We start from the raw sequence: 25,367 nt of genomic DNA, 5'->3' as shown, positions 1-25,367 counted from the left end.
GAGGGGGGATTGGTTCAGGGTTGGGCTGGCAGGTTCTAGGGGTAGAACAGGTGGGCAGCTTTGAGCGAATAGCGGACATAAACCCATAGATTAAGGCAAAAAATCGCGCGGCGTTGAATCCAGAATGGAACGAAAAGCAGCTGTAAATGCAGCCGGGCATGAAAAACCAAGCTGGTAAGCGACCTGTTTGATGGGGATGTCATTCGCGAGAAGATCTAACGAAGCGCAAATCCTAGCTCTCTGCTTCCATGTTCTAAAACTAAAGCCAGTATCCTTAATAAACAGTCGCGAAAATGTACGTTCAGACATAGCGGCGATAAAGGCCAGATCGCTCAGCGATGCTTCCCAACGATGATTGACTAATAGTTCTCTGGCCGCACAGGATAATCGCTCATCATGCGGCATTGGAAGCTCTGCAGCTAAAGGGGGAGCCTCGCTGAGAATTTCCAGTAGCAACAGAGCCATTTTCCGTTGGCTCGGTCTGTTGTAGTCCTCACTGAATAGCCCTGCAATCAGCTCTTTCACCAGTGCCGTAGCCGTAATTACATGCACCTGGCTACTCTTCTCAAAGTTCGCACATTCAGCGATAAGGCTTCTGCTGAAATAGATAGCGCGTAGGTCCGTATGTGAAAGCAGGTGGTAACTATGGATCTGAAGAGGCGGTAGCCATAATGCACGCTGAGGAGGTATTACCCAGCGGTCATTCTCTGTTTCAACCAGCATAACCCCCCTGGTAGCAAACAGCAGTTGCCCCTCAACATGATAATGGGGAGGATCTGTCTCTCCACGCTGGTAGCTTATCGCTGTGCTTGACCAGCCCGTTGCTTCATCATGTCTTGGCGCTTTATCTATACTACCTGGCATTTCAGATTTAGCCCCTGCAATTATGATATTGAAACTGGAACTACCCGGACTATGGCTCTTTTGGATGGGTGAGTTATTTAAATGAAGATTATCACTGGTATTACAGGAGCATATTCTAATGCGGGTACACTTTATCGTACATGAAAGTTTTGAAGCCCCAGGCGCCTATGAAACGTGGGCCAGAAATCACGGCCATGATGTGACTTACTCACGCATATACGCAGGTGATACATTGCCTGTGGACGCTGAGGGCATCGATTTCCTAATCGTTATGGGCGGTCCGCAGGATCCAGCCACTACACTGGAAGAGTGCATGTACTTCGATTCTAAAGGTGAACAGGCGCTGATTGCTTCCGCTGTTAAAACCGGTAAGGCTGTTATCGGCATCTGCCTCGGCTCACAGTTGATCGGTGAAGCGCTGGGCGCGCCGTTCGCACACAGCCCTGAAAAAGAGATTGGTAAATTTCCGATCACGCTGACTGAAGACGGCAGCAGTGACGAGATGTTCTCTCACTTTGCGAAGACGCTCGAAGTAGGACACTGGCATAACGACATGCCTGGTCTGACGCCGGATGCAAAAATCATCGCTTACAGCGAGGGATGTCCTCACCAGATCGTTTCATACTCGGACCGCGTCTTTGCTTTCCAGTGCCATATGGAACTAACGCTGGATGTCGTTGAACAGTTGATCGCACATTCCGAGAAGGACCTGAGCCGTGCCGCAGAATACCGCTTCGTTAACACGCCTGAAGAGCTCAGGAGCCACGATTATAGTGAAATGAATCAGGTGCTTTTTGGCTTCCTGGATAAGCTCGAAGCACGTTACAAAGCAGCTCAAGCATAATGTAATGCCCTGTCAGTTTGCCACCAGGTTCTTATTTCAATGTCCGCTTCTGGCACAAAGCCGCCTATCAGGTTTAGCTCTGTGCAGTAGCCGTATCATGCCGACTTTGTATTAACACACATCGAGACAGGAGCTATCAACTCATCGCAACCTATGCACCACCTGGTTGCTGCTGCCGCGCCAGATCAGCGCCGGGTCTTTCAAATCCTGCACGAATTTGCCGTCGATTAGCACGTTGATCCTGTCCACTACCTGCATTTGCTGCGCGTCCAGCTCCGCCAGCCGGTAGCCGGTCCACAGCCAGATATCCTTGCCGGGGCATTCGGCGCGTACCCGTTTCACCAGCGTTAAGATGCTCGGCACGTTGGCCGGATGCAGCGGATCGCCGCCGGAGAGCGACAGCCCTTGGCGCGGCACGCGCGTATCGTTCAGATCGGCGATGATGCGGTCTTCCAGCGCCGGGGTAAACGGCTGACCGGAGTTGAGCCGCCAGGTGCTTTTGTTGTAGCAGCCGGGGCACTGGTGCACGCAGCCGGCGACAAACAGCGTGCAGCGGGTGCCGGGGCCGTTGACGACGTCGATCGGGTAGTACTGGTGATAATTCATCTGAGGCCTGCCCATCAGGCTATTTTACTGGCCATTTTGCCTCCGGGCAGTGCTGCCAATCCTCACGTACTGCTTGTACGCTGCGGTTTGTGCGCGCTGGCCGAAGGCAAACTGGCGGCGACAATCACGCCTGATGAACAGGCTTCTGCCTAGGTTGCGCGGCGTTTCTCAGCCGAGCTGCCCGTTGCCGAGGTGTTTCACCCGGCGTTTCACCTCTTCCTGCTTGCCGGCGTTGAACGGCCGGGCATCGGGGCTGCCGAGGTAGCCGCACACCCGGCGGGTGACCGAGACTTTGGCCGAGTCGTGGTTGCCGCATTTCGGGCAGGTGAAGCCTTTGCTGGTGCAGGAGAATTCACCGGTGAAGCCGCATTCGTAGCACTCGTCGATCGGCGTGTTGGTGCCGTAGTAAGGCACCCGGCTGTAGCTGTAGTCCCACACGTCTTCCAGCGCCTTCAGATTGTGCTGCAGGTTCGGGTACTCGCCGTAGCAGATGAAGCCGCCGCTGGCCAACGGCGGGTAGGGCGCTTCGAAGTCCAGCTTGTCGTACGGATTGACCTTCTTCTCCACGTCGAGGTGGAAGCTGTTGGTGTAATAGCCCTTATCGGTGACGCCCGGCACCACGCCGAAATCGGCGGTGTCCAGCCGGCAGAAGCGATCGCACAGGTTCTCGCTCGGCGTGCTGTAGAGGCTGAAGCCGTAGCCGGTCTCGTCCTTCCAGGCGTCGACGGCGGCGCGCAGGCGCGCGACGATCGCCACCGCTTTGGCGCGCAGCGCTTCGTCGTCATACACGTGGTTTTCGCCGCCGAACAGCGCGTTGATGGTCTCGTGCAGGCCGATATAGCCCAGCGAGATTGAGGCGCGGCCGTTCTTGAAGATATCGGCGATGTTGTCGTCGGCCTTGAGCCGCACGCCGCAGGCGCCTTCCATGTACAGGATTGGCGCCACCCGCGCCTTGATGCCTTCCAACCGGGCGATGCGCGTCATCAGGGCCTTTTTCGCCAGCTGCAGGCGCTGATCCAGCAGCGCCCAGAAGCGCGACTCATCGCCCATCGCCTCCAGCGCGATGCGCGGCAGGTTGAGGCTGATGACGCCGATGTTGTTGCGGCCGTCGTGCACCAGCTCGCCATCCTGCTCGTAGGTGCCGAGGAAGCTGCGGCAGCCCATCGGCGTTTTGAACGAGCCGGTGACCTTCACCACCTGATCGTAGTTGAGGATGTCCGGGTACATGCGCTTGCTGGCGCACTCCAGCGCCAGCTGTTTGATGTCGTAGTTCGGATCGCCGTACTGGTGGTTGAGGCCGTCGCGGATGGCGAACACCAGTTTGGGGAACACGGCGGTCTTGCGGTTTTTGCCCAGCCCGGCGATGCGGTTTTTCAGGATCGAGCGCTGGATCAGGCGCGACTCCCAGCTGGTGCCGAGGCCGAAGCCGAAGGTGACGAACGGCGTCTGGCCGTTGGCGGTGTGCAGGGTGTTGACCTCGTACTCCAGCGACTGGAAGGCGTCGTAACACTCTTTCTCGGTGCGCGCCATGGCATAGCCTTTGGCGTCCGGGATTTGCCATTCCTCCGCCACCTGCAGGTGTTTGCGGAAGCTCTCGTCGACGAACGGCGCCAGAATTTCATCGATGCGGTTGATGGTGGTGCCGCCATAGATATGGCTGGCGACCTGGGCAATGATCTGCGCGGTCACGGCGGTGGCGGTAGAGATCGACTTCGGCGGCTCGATTTCGGCGTTGCCCATCTTGAAGCCGTTGGTCAGCATGCCTTTCAGATCGATCAGCATGCAGTTGAACATCGGGAAGAACGGCGAGTAGTCGAGATCGTGGTAGTGAATTTCGCCGCGTTCATGGGCCAGTACCACGTCGCGCGGCAGGATGTGCTGCTTGGCGTAGTGTTTGGCGACGATGCCCGCCAGCAGGTCGCGCTGGGTGGGGATCACCTTACTGTCCTTGTTGGCGTTTTCGTTCAGCAGCGCGCGGTTGCTCTGCTCGACCAGGCCGCGAATTTCCTGGTTCAGGCGGCCGCGCAGCTCGCGCGCCACGTCGCGATCGTGGCGGTATTCGATATAGGCGCGCGCCAGCTGTTTGTACTCGCCGGCCATCAGCTGGTTTTCCACCGCCTGCTGGATCTCGTGGATATCGACGCGCGGCTGCTGCTCCATGCGCTGAGCGACCACGCGGGCGACGGTGGCGCAGTAGTCGGCGTCGACTACGCCCACCGCCAGCGCGGCGCGCTCGATGGCCTGCGCGATGCGCGCTTCGTCAAAAGGTACCTGGCAACCGTCCCGCTTAATCACTACTGGTTTCACGTTGTACTCCTTGTTCCCCGAGGGAGCGTTCATACCCGCCTGGCGTGGCGAGCAACCGTCAAATTTCGCTTATCCACAGGGCAAAGCCGCAGCGCGCAAGGGCTGTGGCGGCGTGTGGATGATTTTGTGGATAACTACTATATATAGGTGTTAGCAATTATTAATGCACTATATATAGATATTGGCGCGATTCTTTTGATGTAGAACAAGGAAAACGGAAGAGCGTGCGCAAGCTGAACAGTCGTCAATCGCCGGTTGGCCGATCGCGAAAATGTTCCAGCAGAAAGTCGACCCAGACGCGTACCCGCGGCGGCAGATCCGCCGAGGCGTAATAGAGCCACAGCTGCACCGGGCGCGGCCAGCACTCCGCCAGCACCGGCCGCAGCGTGCCCTGCTCAAAGTGCTTGTCGAGGTACCAGCGCGCCAGGTTGACGATGCCGAGCCCGGCCAGCGCCGCATCCAGCAACATTTCCGGGCGGCTCACCACCAATCGGCCGTTCAGATCCAGCGCCAGCGTTTCACCCTGATGGCGCAGCTGCCATTTGACGTGGCGGCCGTTGCTGGGGTTGCGGTGCAGCAGGCAGTCGTGCCGCAGCAGATCGTGCGGCGTTTGCGGTTCACCGCGCCGCGCCAGATAGTCGGGCGACGCCGCCAGCACCATGTGCATCGGGTAGAGCGGGCGGGCCACCAGCCGGCTGTCGGGATCGACCCGGCTGCCGATGCCGACGTCGAAGCCTTCGCCCACCAGATTCACCACCCGGGCATCCAGCGACAGATCGAGATCGATCTGCGGGTAGCGCGCCAGAAATTGCGGGATCAACGGCATCAGCATCTGGCGGCCAAAGCCTGGGATCATCGTGACGCGGACCACCCCGGCCGGTGCCTGCCGTTCGCCGCCGGCGCTTTCCAGCGTCGCCGCCAACGCCTGCCACAGCGGCGCCACCTGCGCCAGCAGCGCTTTGCCCTCGTCGGTCAGCAGCACGTTGTGGGTGTTGCGCTGAAACAGCCGCAGCGCCAGCTTCTCTTCCAGCGCGCGGATATTTTTGCTGACCGCCGCCGGCGTGACGCCCAGCTGGCGGGCGGCGGCGGAGAAATTTTGCGCCTGCGCGGCGGCGAGGAAGGCCGGCAGCAGGCGGTGCACGTCAAAGGGCAGCGACATAGTGGTTGATACTTTCGGTTGAAATTGAAGTGACCTTGAACAGCCTACACCCGAAGCGGCAGAAATGGAAAAATGCCTCATCTTCTTTACGTTCAAGGAATCATTTATGTCACGCATTTTAGTGTTAACTGCCCACCGCACCCCCGACGAGTCGCGCATCAACCAGGCGCTGATCGAGGCCGTGCGCCCGCTGCCTAACGTGACCGTACACGAGCTGATCCGCGCTTACCCGGATTACCGCATCGACGTGGCGTGCGAACAGGAGCTGCTGGAAAGCCACGATGCGGTGGTGATGATGTTCCCGTTTTTCTGGTACAGCTCGCCGGCGATCCTGCGCGAATGGCAGGACGCGGTATTAACCTATGGTTTCGCCTACGGCAGCGAGGGCACTAAACTGCACGGCAAGCCGCTGCAGCTGGTGGTGAGCACCGGCGGCAACGCGCAGGCCTACACGCCGGCAGGCTACAACCGCTATCCGGTGCAGGATCTGCTGCTGCCGTTCCACGCGCTGGCTAACCTGACCGGCATGGATTATCTGCCGCCGCATCTGGTGCAGGGCGTGACCGACATGAGCGATGAGCAGTTGGCGCAAGAGGCCGCCGGGGTGGTGGCGCTGATGGGGACATTGTAGGGCGCAGTTCATCGCTGCGCCCTGCGGGGTCAGTCTTCGAGCAGCCACCACACCGCTTCGAACGGCCGCAGCGTCAGCGCCTGCGGCTGGTCCGCCGAGTCGCTGTAGTTGCTCATCAGCGGGCGCCACTGGGCGGAGGCTTCCACGCCTTCCGCCGCCCAGGCCAGCGGTTCGCGGCTCAGGTTGGCTACCACCAGCAGGCGCTGGCCGTTCCAGCTGCGCTGATAGCACCATAGCGCCGGGTGATCCGGCGCCAGATCCTGATAGTCGCCGTGGGTCAGCAGCGGATACTGCTTGCGCAGGGTGATCAGCTGGCGGTAGGCGTAAAACACCGAGTCGAGGTCGGCCAGCGCCGCGTCGGCGTTGATCTGCGGGTAGTTCTCGGCGCAGCCGATCCACGGCGTGCCGGTGGTGAAACCGGCGTGCGGCGCGGCGCTCCACTGCATCGGCGTGCGGCCGTTGTCGCGCGATTTGTCCGCCAGGATCGCCAGCAGTTCGGCGTCGCCGCGGCCCTGGGCGCTCAGCTCGGCGTACATGTTCAGGCTTTCCACGTCGCGGTACTGCTCGATGGTGCGGAAGCCGGGGTTGGTCATGCCGATCTCTTCACCCTGATAGATATAAGGCGTGCCCTGCATGCCGTGCAGCACCATCGCCAGCATTTTGGCGGCCGGCACCCGCAGTGCGCCTTCATCGCCGAAGCGTGACACGATGCGCGGCTGATCGTGGTTACACCAGAACAGCGCGTTCCAGGCGCGGTTATGCATCCCTTGCTGCCAGTGGCGGAAGATCTGCTTTAACTCCACATAATCCGGCGCCGCCCGCGTCCATTTTTCACCTCCGGCGTAGTCCACCTTCAGGTGGTGGAAGTTGAAGGTCATCGACAGCTCTTCGCCGCTCTGCGCCGCGTACTGCTGGCAATGCTCAAGCGTGGTGGAGGACATCTCGCCCACCGTCATCAGGCCGCGTGGCTGGAACACGTCGCGGCTCATTTCCTGCAGGAACTCGTGAATGCGCGGGCCGTCGGTGTAGAAGCGGCGGCCGTCGCCCTGGCTGTCGGACGGGAAATCCTGCTGCTTGGACACCAGGTTGATCACGTCGAGGCGCAGGCCGTCGACGCCTTTGTCCGCCCAGAACTGACACACTTTCTTCAGCTCTTCGCGCACCGGCGGGTGTTCCCAGTTGAGATCCGCCTGCTCGGTGGCGAACAGGTGCAGGTAGTACTGGCCGCTGTCGGCGTGCCACTGCCAGGCATTGCCGCCGAACTTGGATCGCCAGTTGTTCGGCGGCGTATCCCTTTCGCCGTCGCGCCAGACGTAGAACTGGCGATACGGGCTGTGGCGATCCTGCGCGGCCTTGAACCACGGGTGCTCGGTCGAGGTGTGGTTGAACACCATGTCCATCACGATGCGGATGCCGCGCCGGTGGGCGGCGGCGACCAGCTGCTCGAAGTCCGCCATGGTGCCGTAAGCCGGATCGATGGCGCAGTAGTCCGCCACGTCATAGCCGTTGTCCACCTGCGGCGATACATAGACCGGCGTCAGCCAGATGGCGTCGACGCCCAGCTCCTGCAGATAGTCCAGCCGCCGGGTCACGCCGGCCAAATCGCCGTAGCCGTTGCCGGTGCTGTCTTGAAAACTCTTCGGATAAATTTGATAGATGACGCCGTTCTGCCACCAGGGGGTTGGGTTGCTCATAGCTGTATACCTTTGAATCGTGACAACGGGCCCGCGTGAGCGGGCCCCTACATTCATTTTGCGTCAATTAAACCGGCAGCTCGCCGCGGGCGGCCTTGCGTTTGTAGACCATGATGGTCAGCACCAGCGGGATGACGATCGCCACCAGAATCGCCAGCGAGTAAATCAGCCAGAACTGCGGCTTGATAGACAGGATGCCCGGCAGGCCGCCGACGCCGATGCCGTTGGCCATCACGCCGTCCAGGCCGCAGATCAGGCCCGCGATCGCGGAGCCGATCATCGCGCACAGCATCGGGAAACGGTATTTGAGGTTGATGCCGTACATCGCCGGTTCGGTCACGCCGAGGTAGGCGGAGATCGCCGCCGGCACCGAGATTTCACGCTCGTTGGCCTTGCGGCTGATGATGATGATGCCGAGCACCGCCGAGGCCTGCGCGATGTTGGACAGCGCAATCAGCGGCCACACCGGGGTGCCGCCCATGCTCTGAATCATCTGCATGTCGATGGCCAGCGTGGTCTGGTGCACGCCGGTGATCACCAGCGGTGCATACAGGAAGCCGAACAGCGCGGCGCCCACCGGGGCGAAGCTGCCGGTCATCACCGCTTTCACCGCCCAGGCAACCCCGTCGCCGATCATGCGGCCGAACGGCCCGATCAGCGCGTGCGCCAGGAACACCGCCAGCAGCAGCGAAACCACCGGCACCACCACCAGATAGAGATAGTCGGGGACGATCTTTTTCAGCCGGGTTTCGATCCAGCCCAGCGCCATGCCCGCCAGGATCGACGGGATCACCTGCGCCTGATAGCCGACTTTCTGGATCACGAACCAGCCGAAGTTCCACACTTCCGGCGTTTGCTGGCCGAGCAGGTAGGAGTTCATCAGCTGCGGCGACACCAGGGTGACGCCCAGCACGATGCCGAGTACCGGGGTGCCGCCCATCTTTTTCACCGTCGACCAGCAGATGGCCACCGGCAGGAACATGAAGATCGCTTCACCGAGCAACCACAGGAAGTCGTAAATGGTTTTCCACGCCGGGTGCATCTGCGCCAGCGTTTGGCCGCCGGACATCGGGATGTCGCCAATCACGTTGCGGAAGCCGAGGATCAGACCGCCGCTGATCAGCGCCGGCAGCAGCGGGAAGAAGATTTCGGCGAAGTGGGAGATGGTGCGCTCGGTCCAGGTCATGTTCTGGCGCGCGGCCACCTTGGCCTGTTCTTTGTCGGCCTCGTTGACGCCGGTGCTGGCGATCAGCGCCTGATAGTAGTCGCCGACGTCGGTGCCGATCACCACCTGGAACTGCCCGGCGTTGGTGAAGCAGCCTTTGACCATCGGCAGCTCTTCGATTTCCTTGGGGCTGGCCTTGCTGGGGTCGTTGAGGACGAAACGCAACCGGGTAATGCAATGGCTGACGGTGGCGATGTTTTCGCGGCCGCCGACCAAAACAATCAGGCGATCAATATCCTGCTGTTTTACTTTGCTCATTATGGGATACCTGCAGAGGTGTTGGCTGAGTAATGATCAAAGCTTAGTCACTCGGATTTTTTTATGGAATGGGAACGTTCCCGGTTTGGGGCGAGGATCACAAAATGACAAAAAATGGTCGTCTTTTAATCAGGAAAGTTTGCTGGGCACCACCAGGCGGCGGATCCCCTGTTCACCGTTGAGCTGCGCCAGCAGCTGTTGCGCCGCCAGCAGGCCGGCGCTGCCGTAGCCGAACTCCACCGACAGGGTGTCGGGGAACAGGAAGCTGAGCAGCGGGGTGTTGCCGATGGCGCACACCTGGATGGCGCGCGCCGGCTGTTGCTGCAGGTACTTTATCGCCCCCAGGGCGATGCTGTCGGAGGCGCAGATCAGCGCGCTGGTGTGCGGGTCGATCACCTCGGCGGCGTGTTGGAAACCGCTCTGGTAGCTCAGCTCGCCCAGCGTGGCGCGCGGCGTGAGCTTGAGGCGCTCGCAGGCGTCGAGATAGGCCTGGTAGCGGCGCTGGCCGGTGGTGGCGTCGCTGAGCTGCACCCCCAGATAGCCGATGTGCCGGTGCCCTTGCCGATACAGGCGATCCATCAGCAGGTTCACCGCGCCGGCGTCGTCGTAGCAGACGGACGAAAAGCCGTCGTATTCGCGCACCATCACCACCATTTTTTCCTGCCACGGTTTGAGCATCGCCGCGGTCAGCCCGGTAAAGCCGAACAGGATCACGCCGTCGACGTTGCGTTGGCGCAGCACGTGCAGGTGCTCCTGCACCAGGCGGGTTTCGAACTGGCTCTCCATCACGATAGGATCGAAACCCTGCTGATACAGCAGCGGCAGCATGGTGCGCACCGCCTGGTTTTCCGACGGCGAATCGAGACGGGAAACGATGATGCCCACCACTTTGTCGCTCTGGCCGCGCATGGCGCGCGCCGACTTGGAGGGGGTAAACCCTTGCTGACGGATCACCGCTTCCACCCGTTCGCGGGTCTGCGGGCTCACGCTGCCTTCGTTGTTCAGCACCCGTGAGACGGTGGATTTGCCTACGCCGCTCAGGCGTGCGATGTCCTTGATGGTCAGCCGGTTTTGCATGGTTTACTTTTCGTTGAGGTGGACAGGCGTAACATAATGGCCTGTAAAACAATGCCCGTCAGCATAGCTCATTTTCCCACGCGGATCTTGAGGCAATACGGGATTGTTGTACTGCGCTGAACGGCCGCTCCTGCCGCTCTGTTTTTCCCTTTACCGGAGGTGATTCCCCATATGGACCCCGACCCGACCGCTTTAGACACTCACTCGGTTCACCGGTAAAACCTTTCCGCCTGGCGCTGCTGTTTTACCGGTGAAGTACATCACGGTAACCGGTGGCGCGCGCTTCGTCGTTCGCTCCTGCTGCTGAAAAAAGAATAAGGATCTGCGTTGGCAGAGGCTTTTTGGCGCACCCGCCATCCGCCCGGCCGATGACGATCCCCGTTTACCCGCTGCCGTGAGGCACCGGGCGACGAGGTGCGAACCATGAAACTGAAAAAACTCCCCCGTCAGCTGCTGGGCCTGTTCGCCCGCGGCCTTCCGCGCCGTTTGGTGCGCCGCGACAGCCTGCTGGACGGCGTCGGCGGCGCTGCGCACGATATGCCGGCCGGCCTGGCGCAACAGCGGCTGGAATGCGCCGCCGCAGAGACGATGCAGCTGTTTGAGCGTTTTCACAGCCACCCGGAAGGCATCACCGCCCATGAGGCGGAGCAGGTGCGCCGGCGCTGCGGCGAGAACGTCATCGACGATCAGCAGAAAGAGGCCTGGTGGCAACACCTCTGGCACTGCTACCGCAACCCGTTCAACCTGCTGCTGACCGCGCTCGGCATGATCTCGTACGCCACCGAGGATCTCACCGGCGCGCTGGTGATCGCGCTGATGGTGCTGATCTCCACGCTGCTGAACTTCATCCAGGAGGCGCGCTCCAACCGGGCGGCCGATGCGCTGAAAGCGATGGTGAGCAACACCGCCACGGTGATCCGCAGCGATGCGCTCACCGGCAAGAGCGAACACGTGGAGCTGCCGATCGCGCAATTGGTGCCGGGCGATATCGTCAAGCTGGCGGCCGGCGACATGATCCCGGCGGATCTGCGCCTGCTGTCGGCCAAGGATCTGTTCATCAGCCAGGCGGCGCTGACCGGCGAATCGCTGCCGGTGGAAAAATCCGCGGCGCCGCAGGCGCTGGCGGCCGATCCGCTCGACTGCCAGAACCTGTGCTTCATGGGCACCAACGTGGTCAGCGGCACCGCGCTGGCGATGGTGATCGGCACCGGCGGCGGCACCTATTTCGGCCAGCTGGCGCAGCGCGTCACCAGCCAGGAGCAGCAGCCGAACGCCTTCCAGAGCGGCATCAGCAAGGTCAGCTGGCTGCTGATCCGCTTTATGCTGGTGATGACGCCGATCGTGCTGCTGATCAACGGCTACACCAAGGGCGACTGGTGGGAAGCGGCGCTGTTCGCGCTGTCGGTGGCGGTCGGGCTGACGCCGGAAATGCTGCCGATGATCGTCACCTCGACGCTGGCCAAAGGGGCGGTGAAGCTGTCGCGCCAGAAGGTGATCGTCAAACGCCTGGACGCCATCCAGAACTTCGGCGCCATGGACATTCTGTGCACTGACAAGACCGGCACCCTGACCCAGGACAAGATCGTGCTGGAGCGCCACACCGATGCGTTCGGCGCCGGCAGCGAGCGGGTGCTGCGCTACGCCTGGCTGAACAGCTTCTACCAGACCGGGCTGAAAAACCTGCTCGACGTGGCGGTGCTGAGCTGCGCGGAGCAGAATCGGCAGCCGGCGGCGTTGCAAAACTACCGCAAGGTGGATGAGATCCCGTTCGATTTCGTGCGCCGCCGCATGTCGGTGGTGGTGGCCAAGGACAACGAGTATCACGAGCTGGTGTGCAAGGGCGCGCTGGAAGAGATGCTGGCGATTTGCAGCCACGTGCGCCACGAAGACGAGGTGATCCCACTGAGCGAGGCGCTGCTGGCGCGCATTCGCCGCATCACCGACGATCTCAACCAGCAGGGGCTGCGGGTGGTGGCGGTGGCCAACAAGATCCTGCCGGCGCAAACCCATGAATACGGCGTGGCGGATGAGTCGGATCTGATCCTCGAAGGCTACGTCGCCTTCCTCGATCCGCCGAAGGAGAGCACCGCACCGGCGCTGGCGGCGCTGAAACAGAACGGCGTCACGGTGAAGATCCTCACCGGCGACAACGAGCTGGTGGCCGCCAAAGTGTGCCGGGACGTCGGGCTGGAGGCCGATCGCCTGCTGCGCGGCAGCGAGATCGAACAGATGGACGACGAGCAGCTGGCGCAGGCGGCGGCGCGCACCACGGTGTTCGCCAAGCTGACGCCGCTGCACAAGGAACGCATCGTCAAACTGCTGCGCCGCCAGGGGCACGTGGTGGGCTTTATGGGCGACGGCATCAACGATGCGCCGGCGCTGCGCGCGGCCGATATCGGCATCTCCGTCGATTCAGCGGTGGACATCGCCAAGGAAGCGGCGGACATCATCCTGCTGGAAAAAAGCCTGATGGTGCTGGAGCAGGGGGTGATCGAAGGGCGCCGTACCTTCGCCAACATGCTGAAATACATCAAGATGACCGCCAGCTCCAACTTCGGTAACGTGTTCAGCGTGCTGATCGCCAGCGCCTTCCTGCCGTTTCTGCCGATGCTGCCGCTGCACCTGCTGATTCAGAACCTGATGTACGACATCTCGCAGATCGCCATCCCGTTCGATAACGTCGACGACGATCAGATCACCCAGCCGCAGCGCTGGAACTCCGCCGATCTGGGGCGGTTTATGGTGTTCTTCGGGCCGATCAGCTCGATCTTCGACGTGCTGACCTTCAGCCTGATGTGGTGGGTATTCAAGGCCAACACGCCGGAAATGCAGACGCTGTTCCAGTCCGGCTGGTTCGTGGAAGGGCTGCTGTCACAAACGCTGATCGTGCACATGATCCGCACGCGCAAAATTCCGTTTATCCAGAGCCGCCCATCCTGGCCGCTGTGCATCATGACGCTGGCGGTGATCGCCACCGGCATCGGCCTGGTGTTCTCGCCGCTGGCCGGCTTCCTGCAGCTGCAGGCGCTGCCGCTCGGTTACTTCCCGTGGCTGGTGCTGATCCTCGCCGGTTACATGGTGCTGACCCAGTGCGTGAAAGGCTGGTTCGTGCGCCGCTACGGCTGGCAATAACCCGCTCGCCCCCTCCGGCCGGGAGGGGGCAACTGTGATCCCGTCCGCTTTTTCACCGCAACGGTTGGACATCTGTTCTGGGCTGAGTCTTTATCTACAGCGTTGGCTGTTTTCCCCTGCGCCTTTCAAGCCACCGCGTTGTTGTTTATCGCCTAGCGGTGATTTGAAATTCATTGGGGATATTTTGTTTTTTTCCTCTGAGGAATTTCCGATGCACAGACCTTTCCGTTATACGCTACTGGCTTCATCGTTATGGTTTTCTTGCGGCGCGCTGGCGCAGCCGGCCGGCGATCTGCCGCTGATGCCCTGGCCGGAGCAGGTGGAAGTGACGCAACCGGCGGGCAAGCTGGTGCTGGATCACCGTTTGTCTCTGACGCTGCAGGGCGACGATCTGGGCGACGCGCTGCCGCGCTGGCGCCAGCGCATCGAACTGCAGACCGGCTGGACGCTGGCGCCGGCGGGTGAAGCAAAGGGCGGCGCGGCGATCAGGGTGATAATTAAAGACCGGGTGGCGGCGCAGCCGCTGCCGGGCAGCGATGAGAGTTACCGGCTGGCGGTCACGCCGCAGGGCGCCACGCTGACCGCCAACACGCGTTTCGGCGCGCTGCGCGGCATGGAGACCCTGCTGCAGCTGCTGCAGACCGACGGGCAAAATACCTTCCTGCCGCTGGTGGATATCCGCGACGTGCCGCGTTTTCCGTGGCGCGGCGTGCTGCTGGATTCGGCGCGTCATTTCCTGCCGCTGCCGGACATTCTGCGCCAGCTCGACGGCATGGCGGCGGCCAAGCTTAATGTGTTCCACTGGCACCTGACCGACGATCAGGGCTGGCGCTTTGCCTCCGAGCATTATCCCAAGCTGCAACAGCAGGCCAGCGACGGCCAGTTCTATACCCGCGAGCAGATGCGGCAGGTGGTGGCTTACGCCACGGTGCGCGGCATTCGCGTGGTGCCGGAGATCGACATGCCGGGGCATGCCTCCAGCATTGCGGTGGCCTATCCCGACCTGATGAGCGCGCCGGGGCCGTATCGTATGGAGCGCGAGTGGGGCGTGCATAAGCCAACGCTCGATCCGACCCGCGACGAGGTGTATCAGTTTGTCGACACGATCGTCGGCGAGCTGGCGGCGATCTTCCCCGATCCTTATCTGCACATCGGCGGCGACGAGGTGGACGCCAGCCAGTGGCGGGCGTCGCCGTCGATTCAGGCGTTTATGCAGAAGAACGGGCTGGCGGATACCCATGCGCTGCAGGCCTACTTCAACCAGAAGCTGGAAAAGATCCTCGAGAAGCACCAGCGGCAGATGGTCGGCTGGGACGAGATCTATCATCCGTCGCTGCCGCGCTCGATCGTCATTCAGTCCTGGCAGGGGCAAGACTCGCTGGGCGCCAGCGCGCAGGACGGCTATCAGGGCATTCTTTCCACCGGTTTCTACCTCGATCAGCCGCAAAGCACCGCCTATCACTACCGCAATGAAATTCTGCCGCAGCCGCTGGGGATCGAGACGGCGGTGCAACCTGGCGAGCAGGCGCAAAGCTGGGGCTTCAGCATGCCGCGCCTGAAGGGCAGCGCGGTGGAGGGCAGCTTCACGCTGATCGAGGGCAAGCAGGGCTGGCGCGGCTTTATCGATTTCAACGGCAAATCGCGCCGCGCGGTGCACGACATTGTCTGGCGCACGCCGCAGCAGGTGACGTTCCGCGTCGATACCTGGATGGGCGACACGCGGCCGGTGTTCACGCTGCAGCAGGACAAGCTCAGCGGCTATACGTTGGTCGGCAACGTGCGTTACCCCACCCGCGGCGACAAGCTGGCGGCGGTGCCGGCGGGCAAGATGCCGGTGGTGCCGGACGAGAAGGGGCAGGCCAACATTCTCGGCGGTGAAGCGGCGCTGTGGGCGGAAAACGTGCGCGCGCCGCTTCTCGATCTCAAGCTGTGGCCGCGCGCCTTCGCGGTGGCGGAGCGGCTGTGGTCGGCGCAGGACGTCACCGACGAAAACAACATGTACCGGCGGCTGGCGGCGATCGACGCCTGGTCGGTGGTGTCGGTCGGCCTGCAGCAGCACGCGGAAACGGCGCGCGAATTCACCCGGCTGAGCAACAGCGTGCAGATCGTGCCGCTGCAGATCCTGGCCGAGGCGGTGGAGCCGGCACAGTATTACACCCGCCAGCACCTGAAGTTCCAGGCCGGCAACTATCACCAGTTCGAACCGCTGAACCGCTTTGCCGATGCGCTACCGCCGGAGAGCGGCGCGGTACGTGAGATGCAGGCACAGGTCGCGGCCTTGTTGAAGGATAAGCGCGATAAGGCGGCGGCGCAGGCGCTGCGCGAACGGCTGCAGCGCTGGCAGGCGAACGGCGCGGCGCTGCAGACGGCGATCGCGGGCAACCGCACGCTGCACGATCTGGCGCCGGTGGCGCAGGACGTCGATGCTTTGGCCACGCTGGGCTTAACGCTGCTGGATCGCCATCAGCAGGGCAAACAGCTGAGCCGGGCCGAGGCCGAACAAGCGCAGCGCCAGCTGGATGCGGCGGCGCAGACGCGCGACGAGGTGGTGATTGCGGCGGTGTACCCGCTGGAGGCGCTGCTGCGGGGGCTTAAAATGGAGTGAGGGTGACGGGGCTCGGCCAGCTGAGCCCCGGTTTTGTTACGCCCGAAGCGACAGCGGCGCATACCCGATGGCGTGCTGCAGGTAATTCAGCAGCAGCTGGCGGGTGAAGCGCGGCTCATCGATGCCGCTGCCCTGCAGGAAGCGTTGCAGGTTGCTGCAGTCCCACCGATAGGTGTCTTGATAGAGCTCCACCGTCGATAGCTCGTCCACCATAGGATCCTTGAACAGGCTGAGCAGCGGGTACAGCGGCGCGTCGCTGTCGTTTTCCCATTGGGCCCGCCACTGTGCGAAGGGCAGAGGATGAAAGCGATAACCGAACTCGCGCTCCAGCAGGCTGAAAAACTCACGCAGCGTCAGATTATTGTCACCTTGATGGATCAGGTTGAATTTCTGCCCCAGCGCCTGCGGGTTGCGAGAGACGTGGGCGATGGCCCGGGTCATGTAATCCACCGTGGTCAACCCTTCGCGCAGATCCCGTAAATCCGGCACCGTGCCGCTGCTGATGCAGGTTCTCACCAGCCGCCCCCACCATTGGTAATCGGCGTTGACGCCGGTGCGGCTGTGGCAGGTGGCGTAGCCCAGGCGGAAGGTCATCAGCGGCAGGCCTTGCTTCGCCGCCAGATCGGCGATCTTCTCCATCACCCATTTGCTGCGCACGTAGCCGATATCGCGGCTGACCGCCGGCAGGTTTTGATCGATATCGTCGCTTTCCCGCATCACCCGCTTACCGGTGTGCAGATGCCCCCAGCTGTAAACGGAGATGGTCGACAGCAGCATCAGCGGCTTGGTGCGGCTATGCGCTGCGAAACGAATGATTTCCCGCAGGCCCTGTACGTTGTCGCGCTTCATGTAGGCGTAAGGCTGGATAAAATTCACCGCGCTGGCCGAATGGTAAATCAGATCGATATCCTGACTTAACACCCGGTAAGCCGCCGGGGCCAGCGAGAAATGGTGTTCCGCCACGTCGCCGGGCAGGATATGGAGGCGTGCGCGCTGCCCGGCGCTCAACGCGATCCGGTAGCGCTGCAGCACCGCCTCCAGCCGCTGTCTCGGCGGCAGTTTGGTGCCGTCGCGCACCAGACAGTACAGCTCGGCGTCGGTGGTGTGCAGCAGATCGGCCAACAGGTGCGCGCCGACGAAGCCGGTGGCGCCGGTCAGCAAAATGGCGCGCGGCGCGCTGATTTGCCGCGCATCGAACGTCGGATCGATGACGAGATCCGACGGCAAATACACGTCATCCAGCAAGGCGCATGCCGGCTCGCCGTCTTGAGGTTCAGACGTTTGTTCTTGTCCCTGGCGTTGCGCCATCGCCTGCGCCAGCGTCGTCAGGTTCGGGTATGCATAGATATCACGCACATAGGTTTTGACCGCGAACGCTTTACCCAGTTGGTTTGCCAGGTTTGCCGCCAGCAGCGAATGCCCGCCCAGCGCGAAGAAATCATCGTCGGCACGGATATGATCGATTTTCAGCAGCCTGCGCCACAGATCGGCGACGATCCGCTGGTGGCCGTCGAGCGGTTCAGCAGGGGCCGGCCTAGCCTCGGGCGCCAGGGCCAACAGCGCCGCCTGGTCGATTTTACCGTTGGCGTTGATCGGCAACCGATCCAGATGCCGGTACTCGGCGGGCAGAGAGTAGGCGGGCAGCTGATCCTGAAGCTGCCGTTTAACCCGTGCAATGAGATCGCCGCCGGGATCTTCACCGGTCAAAAACGCCAGGATCCGCTTGTCGCTCGGATTGTCCGTTTGATTGACGAGGGCGATGGCGGTTTTTACGCCGGAGACCTGCGTCATCAGGCTGCCGATTTCACCGAGTTCTACGCGATTGCCGCGGATTTTGACCTGGGCGTCGAGGCGCCCCAGGTACTGAATGCGGCCGTCAGGTAAGCGGCGCGCCCGATCGCCGCTGCGGTACAAACGCTGGCCGCCGACGTGCGGCGAAGTGACAAAACGCTCGGCGGTCAGCTGCGGGGCGTTCAGGTAGCCGCGCGCCAGGCAGAGGCCGCTGATGCAGAGCTCGCCAGATTCGCTGTCGGTTACCGGCCGCAGGCGCTCGTCGAGGATGAATACCTGCGTATCGGCGATGGGCCGGCCAATCGTGGACGGCGGGTTTTGCGTCGCGCAGCGCACGCGGTTGCAGGTGGCAAAGATGGTGGCCTCCGTCGGGCCGTAGTAATCCACCACTGCATAGCCGATGCCGCGCAGCTCGAGCGGATTCAGCTTTTCACCGGCGGTGAACAGGTATTTCAGCGCCAGCCCGGCGGGCTGCGGCGCGCCGATGACCTCCGGCACCAATACCGTAGGGACAAAGGCGTGGGTGAGGCGATGCCGGGCGAAGAAGGCCAGCAATGCGTCCGGCTGCAGGCGGGTCTCCTCGTGCGGCAGATACAGGGTGCCGCCGCAGATCAGCGGCGCCCAGATTTCCCATTGCGCCACGTCAAAACCGACGCCGGCAATCAGCGTGGAACGGCTGTGTTCATCCATCGCGAAACGTTGGTTATGCCAGAGGAGCAGGTTTAACAGCGAACGGTGTTCGATCATGACGCCTTTGGGCGCGCCGGTGGTGCCGGAGGTGAAAATAATATAGGCAAGCGCATCGGAGGGCGGAGGGGAAAATACAGTTATGGAAACTTTAGTCAGGGAAATATTATCAATGGAAAGGACTTTGCGCGGGAGGTTGTCGATATTTACACGAGCGTCATGGTTGCTGAAGAGGATTATCGGCGAGCCACTTTGTTCGATAATATTGCGAATGCGCCGTTCGGGATAGCGGGCGTCAATGGGAATATAGCAGGCTCCGGCCTTGGCGATCGCCATCATGCCGATCGGTAATTCCACCGTGCGCTGCGCGACCAGCGGCACGGCATCGCCGGGCCGAACCCCTTCCTGTTTCAGGCGCGTGCACAGTGCGCTGCTGGCTTCATCCAATTGACGGTAGGTCAGATGTTTATTATCGCCGACGACGGCGGTTTTTTCCGGATAACGGGAAGCTTGTTGGATAAAATAATCCAATACGCTAGGTGCCATGGTTATCTCCTGTCATTATTCACGGAGTGAACGAAATGAAACAGCAATGACCCGGCCGGGTGAGAAATAATTATAGGCGTATTTTTATTGTGGGATTGTAAATGTGAGCGGTATTACGCTATCGCTATAAATTAATTGGATTAATAAAATTCTTACCAATAAAAACGGCCAGCCGAAGCTGACCGTCATTCGCGTGCGTGTCGATTAACGACGCACGGCGATGGCTTCGATTTCGATCTTCACGTCTTTCGGCAGACGCGCCACTTCCACGCAGGAGCGGGCCGGGAACGGCGCGCTGTGCTCGGTGAAGAAGGCTTCGTACGCGGCGTTGACGGTGGCGAAGTCGTTCAGGTCTTTCACGAACACGGTGGTTTTCACGATGTCGGCAACGATCAGGCCGGCGGCTTCGACGATCGCTTTGACGTTTTCCAGCGACTGGCGCGCCTGAGCGGCCACGTCGTCGGCGACGGCGCCGGTTTTCGGATCGACCGGGATCTGGCCGGAAGTGATGATCATGCTGCCCAGATCAACGCCCTGCACGTAAGGACCAATGGCTGCCGGGGCGAGTTCAGTGCTGATATTACGTGACATGTTTTCTCCTGATAGACCCGTTGTCTTTCACGCCGCCGCGCGGTCGGCCGCAGCTTGAAATTCGGTGGGTAGCAACGTGGGTAGAGTTATTTTCAGGCATCCATTATAGGGAGTGACGCGCAGATTAACAGCGCCGCTCCCGCTAAAAGGGCAGAATTCAGTCGGCCTGCAACACCACCTGATGCTCGAACTCTTTCTCGCAATAGCGGCACTTCAGGTGCACTTCGCCGTCGCGCGGCTTCACGCTGAAGCTTGACGCCACCGGCTCGCTGCGGCTGATGCAGTTGCTGTTCGGGCAGGTTAGCACGCCGTCGATGTGATCTGGCAGGCTGAGGGTCAGCTTGCGCACCACTTCATAGTTATCGATGCGGTTCACCGTGGCCTTCGGCGCGTACATCGCCAGCTGGTTGGCCTGCTGCTCGGTCAGGAAGGTGTTCTCGATCTTGATCAGATCCTTGCGGCCCAGCGCGTTGGAGGGCAGGTTCAGGCCGATGGTGATGCGCTGGTCGGTGGCGGTCAGCTTGAACAGCGTCAGCAGTTTGAAACCGATCTGCGCCGGAATGTGGTCGATCACCGTGCCGCATTTGATCGCTTCGACCTGCAGTTTGTTGTCGTGAGTCATGGCGGTTCCCCCTTAAAGAGCCAAATCTGCGTTGAGCACCAGCGCAAGCAGCGCCTGGCGGGCGAAGATGCCATTGCCCGCCTGCTGGAAGTAGTAGGCATGCGGCGTTTTATCCACGTCGGTGGCGATCTCGTCGATGCGCGGCAGCGGGTGCAGCACCTTGAGGTTGGCGCGCGCGCCGGCCAGATCCGCGGCGCGCAGCACGAATTGCGCTTTCACGTTGGCGTACTCGGACGGGTCGAGGCGCTCTTTCTGTACCCGGGTCATGTAGAGAATATCCAGCTCCGGCACCACTTCTTCAATGCTGCTGTGCAGGCTGTACTCGATGCCTTTCTCTTCCAGCATTTTCAGGATGTAGGCCGGCATCGCCAGCGCGTCCGGGGCGATGAAGTAGAAGCGATTGCCTTCGAACTTGGCCAGCGCCTGAGTGAGCGAGTGCACGGTGCGGCCGTACTTCAGGTCGCCGACCATGGCGATGCTGAGGTTGCTCAGGCGCCCTTGGGTTTCCTGGATGGTGAACAGATCCAGCAGGGTCTGGGTCGGGTGCTGGTTGGCGCCGTCGCCGGCGTTGAGCACCGGCACATTGCCGGAGAATTCAGCGGCCATGCGCGCCGCGCCTTCCTGCGGATGGCGCATCACGATGGCGTCCACGTAGGTGCTGATCACCGAGATGGTGTCAGCCAGGGTTTCGCCTTTCTTGCCGAGCGAAGTGTTGCTGCCGTCGGCGAAGCCTACCACCGAGGCGCCGAGGCGGTGCATCGAGGTTTCGAACGACAGGCGGGTACGGGTCGAGGCTTCGAAGAAGCAGCTGGCGATCACCTTGTGTTTCAACAGTTCCGGCTGCGGATTGGCTTTCAGACCGGCGGCGGTGCGCAGCACCAGCTCCAGATCCTCGCGGCTGAGATCGTTAATAGAGATGATGTGTTTGTGATACAGCGGGTTGGCCATTTTTCACTCCTCCTCGACGCGTGCCCGTGGCGCGGGACTTTGGGATATTCTCAAGGCAAAAAAAAGCCCCTCAATGAGGGGCTTGAAACGATCGGTTTAGCAACAGGAGAAACAACGGCAGCTGGCCGCCGATAGGCAGTCGGTTTTGTCGATTGCGGCTAACAAAACAAACGTCGTTTTTCATGCTTTCTCCTGGCAAATTGTGGCGCATTATACTCGCGCTTTTCGCCACTGCAAGCGTTAAAACGCCGTTTTTTTCCGCCCCGCAATCGATTGGCCGGCGATGGCCGCCCGCCGGCTATTTGCTGACGCGATCGTAGTAGACCATGTCGGCGTTCAGCCCCTGCTGGTAGCCTTTGACGTTGTCGCGCAGCACCACTTCGGTTTTGGCCTGATCGATAAACACGTACGGCGAACTGCGCTGCAGTTCCTGCTGCATGGCGGTGTACAGCGCGCGGCGCTTGGCCGGATCGGCTTCGGCCAGCGCCGCCAGCGTCTGCTGGTTCAACTGCGGGATCTGCCAGCCGTTCAGTCCGGCCACCGTGCTGCTTTTGCCGTCGTTGTAGGCGAAGGCGCTGGCGTTGGAGTGGGCGTCGAAATAATCCGGGATCCACAGGCGGATCGCCGCCTGATGCTGCCTGGCGCGCACGCGGGAGTAAACCTGGCTGCCCGCCGCAGGCAGCAGCTCGACCTTCACGCCGGCGGCGGCGAAGCTGCCCTGCAGCGCCTGCGCGATGGTGATGAACGGCGGCTTGTTCTCCACGTCCAGCGTCAAGGTGGCGTGGGTGATGCCCGCCTTGGCCAGGATGGCTTTCGCCTTGGCCGGATCGTAGCTGAACGGATTGGTCTCCAGCGCGCCCGGCAGCCCGACCGGCAGGAAGCTCTGGTGCACGAAGTATTGGCCCTTCAGCAGATCCTTCGTGATGCCCTGATAATCCACCAGGTAGCGCGCCGCTTCCCAGAAGGCCGGGTTGTTCAGCAGTGGATTGGCGCCGTTGCCGGTGTTGAACACCAGGTAGTTTTGTTCGGCGGAGGGGATCTCCAGCACCTTGACGCCCGGCTGGTTTTTCAGCGTGTCGGTCTGATCGGCGCCCAGTTCGCGGGCGATATCGGCGTCGCCCTGCTGGATCAGCAGGCGGCGGGTGGCCGGATCCGGCACGTTTTTAATGATGATGTTTTTCAGCTGCGGCTTGTCGCCCGGCGTGGTGGGGTTGGCGTCCAGCACGATCGCCTGATGCGGCTGATAGACGCGCATCTTGAACGGGCCGCTGCCGGCGGAGTGCATTTTCAGCCAGGCGTTGCCGAAGTCGCCGTCTTTGACGTTGGCCAGCGCCGCCTTGCTGTCGACGATCGAAGCGATCGGCGTCGAAAGAATATTCAGCGCCACCGCCGGGCTGACGTCCGCCGTCCAGCGCAGCTGCACGGTATGTTCGTCGATCTTCTTCAACTGCGCGTCGATGTTGTCCGGCTGCCAGCCGAGTACGTTGAGGATGAACGCCGGCGATTTGTTCATTTTGACCGCGCGGCTGTAGGAAAAGATCACGTCGTCGGCGGTCAGCGGGTTGCCGGAGGCGAACGCCGCCTGCGGCCGCAGTTTCACCGTCAGCGTTTTGGCCCCCGCATCGCTCTGCCAGCTTTCCGCCAGCACCGGCGCTACCTTGGCCGGATCGTCGCGATCCGCCTGCACCAGCCGCTGATACAGGCTGGGCACCGTCTGGATGCTGGAGAGTTCGTTGGCTTCCGCCGGATCGAGGCTGACGATGTCATCCAGCGATTGCACCACCACCAGCGTATTCGGCGGCGTGGCGGCTAACGCGGCGGCGGGCAGGGCGGCGGGCAGGGCGGTGAGCAGGAACAGCGGCAAGAGTTTGGCTTTCATCGGTGTGTATCCCCTGAAGGCGCCGCCAGGCGGCGCTGAGAACGGTTTGTTATCGTTGGTTTTTACGGCGCGGGCGCCGTCGGCCTGTCACGGTAGAGCCTTTGCCGGCGGTGAGCAAAGGTCAATCCGCTATTTGATATTCCTGGAATATATTAGCCGCCCTGGCCGGGGGCGCCAGGGCGGAGGGGAGGGCGGTCAGAGGGTTTCGCTCAGCGTGGCGACCAGCACCGCCTTGATGGTGTGCAGCCGGTTTTCCGCCTGATCGAACACCACGCTGTGCGCCGACTCGAACACTTCGTCGGTCACTTCCATGCCGCCGTGCAGATCGTACTGCTGCGCCATCTGCTTGCCGAGCGTGGTTTGATCGTCGTGGAACGCCGGCAGGCAGTGCAGGAACTTCACGTTCGGGTTGCCGGTCAGCTTCAGCATCGCCATGTTGACCTGATACGGCCGCAGCAGCGCGATACGCTCCCGCCAGGTTTCTTTCGGTTCACCCATCGACACCCACACGTCGGTGTAGAGGAAGTCGGCGTCTTGCACCCCTTCGGCGATGTCTTCGGTCAGAGTGAGTTTCGCGCCGGTTTGCTGCGCCAGCGCCTGGCACTCGGCCACCAGCTCCGCCTGCGGCCAGCAGGCCTTCGGCGCCACCAGCCGCAGATCCATGCCCGCCAGCGCGGCGGCTTCCAGCAGCGTGTTGCCCATGTTGTTGCGCGCGTCGCCGACGTACGCCAGCTTCACTTCACTCAGCGCCTTGCCCGGCAGGTGCTCCTGCACGGTGAGCAGATCCGCCAGCAGCTGGGTGGGGTGGAACTCGTCGGTCAGGCCGTTCCACACCGGCACGCCGGCGTGCTGCGCCAGGGTTTCCACCAGCGCCTGGCCGTAGCCGCGATACTGAATACCGTCGTACAGGCGGCCCAGCACCCGGGCGGTGTCTTTCATCGACTCCTTATGGCCGATCTGGCTGCCGCTCGGGCCGAGGTAAGTGACCTGCGCGCCCTGATCGAATGCGGCAACTTCGAAAGAGCATCGCGTGCGGGTCGAGTCTTTTTCGAAGATGAGCGCAATGTTTTTGCCCTGCAGCCGGCGCTGTTCCTGCCCCTGCTTCTTGGCCTGCTTCAGATCGGCCGCCAGTTTCAGCAGCGCCTGCAGCTCGGCGGGGGTGAAATCCATTAATCTCAGAAAGTGACGTTGGTAGAACGCATTGCCGGTGCTCATAGTCCGATTCCCTGATTGCTTAATTGAATTAAAATTCACTTTATATGTATGAATATTCAATTTCAACCCCAGCGAGGAAATCTTTCACGTTTATCGTGGAAGCAACGTCGGCGGTGTGTGAAAATAGAAGGAATGAAGGCCATTTGACTTGAGGATATAGGCATGGCAAACCGCGAATTGCTGGAAGAACAACGTGAAGAGACCCGCCTGATCATCGAAGAACTGCTGGAAGACGGCAGCGATCCGGACGCGCTCTACACCATCGAGCACCATCTGTCCGCCGAGAAATTTGAGGTTCTGGAGCAGGCCGCCGTTGAAGCCTTCAAGCTGGGCTACGAAGTGACCGACGCCGAAGAGCTGGAAGTGGAAGACGGTTCGATGGTGATGTGCTGCGACGTGATCAGCGAAGTCGGCCTGAACGCCGAACTGATCGACGCTCAGGTCGAGCAGTTGGTGGCGCTGGCGGAACGCTGCGGCGTCAACTACGATGGCTGGGGCACCTACTTCGAAGATCCGAACGGTGAAGACGGTGAGGATGACGAAGACGGCGACTACATCGACGAAGACGACGACGGCAAACGCCACTAATCCCTCTCCAATCAATACCTGTGGGCCGGTTCTCGCCGGCCCCTGATATCCCCGTCGTCTTTCAAGCTGCAGCGTTGTTGGCTGCACTCCCTCACCCC

At 61.5% G+C, this 25,367-nt stretch carries 18 protein-coding genes; 5 read left to right on the top strand and 13 right to left on the bottom strand.

All coding sequences use genetic code 11. The features are described from left to right. Nucleotides 1-90 precede the first annotated feature (90 nt). Entirely contained in the window at nt 91-864 is a 774-nt protein-coding gene (locus tag ACJ8HH_RS15500) for an AraC family transcriptional regulator (RefSeq protein WP_072071880.1), read from the bottom strand. Between the two features lie 118 nt (nt 865-982). On the opposite strand from ACJ8HH_RS15500, the gene ACJ8HH_RS15495 reads away from it, so the two are divergent. Further along, complete coding sequence (locus ACJ8HH_RS15495; RefSeq protein ID WP_048321247.1) at nt 983-1,708, top strand: type 1 glutamine amidotransferase; 726 nt, start codon at nt 983-985, stop codon at nt 1,706-1,708. A gap of 141 nt (nt 1,709-1,849) precedes the next feature. Here ACJ8HH_RS15495 and nrdG read toward each other — a convergent pair whose 3' ends face one another. The 3 genes from nrdG to ACJ8HH_RS15480 form a co-directional block, all read right to left on the bottom strand. Then, the gene (gene nrdG / locus ACJ8HH_RS15490; protein ID WP_033636852.1) at nt 1,850-2,314 is read right to left on the bottom strand and encodes an anaerobic ribonucleoside-triphosphate reductase-activating protein; all 465 of its coding nucleotides are present in this window, start codon (nt 2,312-2,314) and stop codon (nt 1,850-1,852) included. A gap of 168 nt (nt 2,315-2,482) precedes the next feature. Then, entirely contained in the window at nt 2,483-4,621 is a 2,139-nt protein-coding gene (gene nrdD / locus ACJ8HH_RS15485) for an anaerobic ribonucleoside-triphosphate reductase (protein ID WP_004933403.1), read from the bottom strand. Between the two features lie 244 nt (nt 4,622-4,865). Beyond that, a complete protein-coding gene (locus ACJ8HH_RS15480) occupies nt 4,866-5,780 on the bottom strand; it encodes a LysR family transcriptional regulator (protein ID WP_033648638.1) in 915 nt (304 codons plus the stop codon). A 106-nt stretch (nt 5,781-5,886) separates the two neighbouring features. Here ACJ8HH_RS15480 and ACJ8HH_RS15475 point away from each other — a divergent pair, with 106 nt between their 5' ends. Further along, a complete protein-coding gene (locus tag ACJ8HH_RS15475; protein WP_033648637.1) occupies nt 5,887-6,411 on the top strand; it encodes an NAD(P)H-dependent oxidoreductase in 525 nt (174 codons plus the stop codon). A 29-nt stretch (nt 6,412-6,440) separates the two neighbouring features. Here the strand turns inward: ACJ8HH_RS15475 and treC are convergent, their stop codons facing one another. From treC to treR, 3 genes are all read right to left on the bottom strand, one after another. Beyond that, nucleotides 6,441-8,105, bottom strand: a complete 1,665-nt coding sequence (gene treC, locus ACJ8HH_RS15470; RefSeq protein WP_060451793.1) for an alpha,alpha-phosphotrehalase — start codon at nt 8,103-8,105, stop codon at nt 6,441-6,443. A 67-nt stretch (nt 8,106-8,172) separates the two neighbouring features. After that, nucleotides 8,173-9,588: a PTS trehalose transporter subunit IIBC gene (gene treB, locus ACJ8HH_RS15465; RefSeq protein WP_033636857.1), complete on the bottom strand. Its 1,416-nt coding sequence runs from the start codon at nt 9,586-9,588 to the stop codon at nt 8,173-8,175. A 129-nt stretch (nt 9,589-9,717) separates the two neighbouring features. After that, nucleotides 9,718-10,665: a trehalose operon repressor TreR gene (treR, locus tag ACJ8HH_RS15460; RefSeq protein ID WP_033648635.1), complete on the bottom strand. Its 948-nt coding sequence runs from the start codon at nt 10,663-10,665 to the stop codon at nt 9,718-9,720. 423 nt (nt 10,666-11,088) lie between these two features. On the opposite strand from treR, the gene mgtA reads away from it, so the two are divergent. Then, a complete protein-coding gene (gene mgtA, locus ACJ8HH_RS15455) occupies nt 11,089-13,797 on the top strand; it encodes a magnesium-translocating P-type ATPase (RefSeq protein ID WP_060451794.1) in 2,709 nt (902 codons plus the stop codon). A gap of 211 nt (nt 13,798-14,008) precedes the next feature. Continuing rightward, the gene (locus tag ACJ8HH_RS15450) at nt 14,009-16,402 is read left to right on the top strand and encodes a beta-N-acetylhexosaminidase (protein ID WP_060451795.1); all 2,394 of its coding nucleotides are present in this window, start codon (nt 14,009-14,011) and stop codon (nt 16,400-16,402) included. A 36-nt stretch (nt 16,403-16,438) separates the two neighbouring features. Here the strand turns inward: ACJ8HH_RS15450 and ACJ8HH_RS15445 are convergent, their stop codons facing one another. The 6 genes from ACJ8HH_RS15445 to argF all read right to left on the bottom strand — a co-directional run bounded on the left by ACJ8HH_RS15445 (nt 16,439) and on the right by argF (nt 24,681). Further along, nucleotides 16,439-19,426: a non-ribosomal peptide synthetase gene (locus ACJ8HH_RS15445; RefSeq protein ID WP_060451796.1), complete on the bottom strand. Its 2,988-nt coding sequence runs from the start codon at nt 19,424-19,426 to the stop codon at nt 16,439-16,441. A gap of 204 nt (nt 19,427-19,630) precedes the next feature. Beyond that, entirely contained in the window at nt 19,631-20,017 is a 387-nt protein-coding gene (gene ridA, locus ACJ8HH_RS15440; protein WP_004933379.1) for a 2-iminobutanoate/2-iminopropanoate deaminase, read from the bottom strand. A gap of 157 nt (nt 20,018-20,174) precedes the next feature. After that, a complete protein-coding gene (pyrI, locus tag ACJ8HH_RS15435) occupies nt 20,175-20,639 on the bottom strand; it encodes an aspartate carbamoyltransferase regulatory subunit (protein ID WP_033636863.1) in 465 nt (154 codons plus the stop codon). 12 nt (nt 20,640-20,651) lie between these two features. After that, nucleotides 20,652-21,587, bottom strand: coding sequence for an aspartate carbamoyltransferase (pyrB, locus tag ACJ8HH_RS15430; protein WP_033636864.1), 936 nt, complete (start codon nt 21,585-21,587; stop codon nt 20,652-20,654). Between the two features lie 298 nt (nt 21,588-21,885). Continuing rightward, the gene (locus tag ACJ8HH_RS15425; protein ID WP_060451797.1) at nt 21,886-23,466 is read right to left on the bottom strand and encodes an ABC transporter substrate-binding protein; all 1,581 of its coding nucleotides are present in this window, start codon (nt 23,464-23,466) and stop codon (nt 21,886-21,888) included. Between the two features lie 195 nt (nt 23,467-23,661). Further along, the gene (gene argF, locus ACJ8HH_RS15420) at nt 23,662-24,681 is read right to left on the bottom strand and encodes an ornithine carbamoyltransferase (protein WP_033648630.1); all 1,020 of its coding nucleotides are present in this window, start codon (nt 24,679-24,681) and stop codon (nt 23,662-23,664) included. A gap of 162 nt (nt 24,682-24,843) precedes the next feature. Between argF and rraB the strand changes: the two genes are divergently transcribed. Next, nucleotides 24,844-25,269: a ribonuclease E inhibitor RraB gene (rraB, locus tag ACJ8HH_RS15415; RefSeq protein ID WP_025305115.1), complete on the top strand. Its 426-nt coding sequence runs from the start codon at nt 24,844-24,846 to the stop codon at nt 25,267-25,269. The last annotated feature ends 98 nt before the right edge of the window (nt 25,270-25,367 follow it).

The sequence above is a fragment of the Serratia sp. CY32780 genome (assembly GCF_052169135.1).
Lineage (GTDB): Bacteria > Pseudomonadota > Gammaproteobacteria > Enterobacterales > Enterobacteriaceae > Serratia > Serratia sarumanii.
The sequence above is the reverse complement of the archived record's forward strand: the minus strand, read 5'-3'. Positions and strand labels throughout refer to the sequence as shown.

Bases quoted from the DNA above. Each gene is read 5' to 3' on its own strand.
- ACJ8HH_RS15500 (WP_072071880.1), bottom strand. From the start codon at position 864: ATGCCAGGTAGTATAGATAAAGCGCCAAGACATGATGAAGCAACGGGC.
- ACJ8HH_RS15495 (WP_048321247.1), top strand. From the start codon at position 983: ATGCGGGTACACTTTATCGTACATGAAAGTTTTGAAGCCCCAGGCGCC.
- nrdG (WP_033636852.1), bottom strand. From the start codon at position 2,314: ATGAATTATCACCAGTACTACCCGATCGACGTCGTCAACGGCCCCGGC.
- ACJ8HH_RS15480 (WP_033648638.1), bottom strand. From the start codon at position 5,780: ATGTCGCTGCCCTTTGACGTGCACCGCCTGCTGCCGGCCTTCCTCGCC.
- ACJ8HH_RS15475 (WP_033648637.1), top strand. From the start codon at position 5,887: ATGTCACGCATTTTAGTGTTAACTGCCCACCGCACCCCCGACGAGTCG.
- treC (WP_060451793.1), bottom strand. From the start codon at position 8,105: ATGAGCAACCCAACCCCCTGGTGGCAGAACGGCGTCATCTATCAAATT.
- treB (WP_033636857.1), bottom strand. From the start codon at position 9,588: ATGAGCAAAGTAAAACAGCAGGATATTGATCGCCTGATTGTTTTGGTC.
- treR (WP_033648635.1), bottom strand. From the start codon at position 10,665: ATGCAAAACCGGCTGACCATCAAGGACATCGCACGCCTGAGCGGCGTA.
- mgtA (WP_060451794.1), top strand. From the start codon at position 11,089: ATGAAACTGAAAAAACTCCCCCGTCAGCTGCTGGGCCTGTTCGCCCGC.
- ACJ8HH_RS15450 (WP_060451795.1), top strand. From the start codon at position 14,009: ATGCACAGACCTTTCCGTTATACGCTACTGGCTTCATCGTTATGGTTT.
- ACJ8HH_RS15445 (WP_060451796.1), bottom strand. From the start codon at position 19,426: ATGGCACCTAGCGTATTGGATTATTTTATCCAACAAGCTTCCCGTTAT.
- ridA (WP_004933379.1), bottom strand. From the start codon at position 20,017: ATGTCACGTAATATCAGCACTGAACTCGCCCCGGCAGCCATTGGTCCT.
- pyrI (WP_033636863.1), bottom strand. From the start codon at position 20,639: ATGACTCACGACAACAAACTGCAGGTCGAAGCGATCAAATGCGGCACG.
- pyrB (WP_033636864.1), bottom strand. From the start codon at position 21,587: ATGGCCAACCCGCTGTATCACAAACACATCATCTCTATTAACGATCTC.
- ACJ8HH_RS15425 (WP_060451797.1), bottom strand. From the start codon at position 23,466: ATGAAAGCCAAACTCTTGCCGCTGTTCCTGCTCACCGCCCTGCCCGCC.
- argF (WP_033648630.1), bottom strand. From the start codon at position 24,681: ATGAGCACCGGCAATGCGTTCTACCAACGTCACTTTCTGAGATTAATG.
- rraB (WP_025305115.1), top strand. From the start codon at position 24,844: ATGGCAAACCGCGAATTGCTGGAAGAACAACGTGAAGAGACCCGCCTG.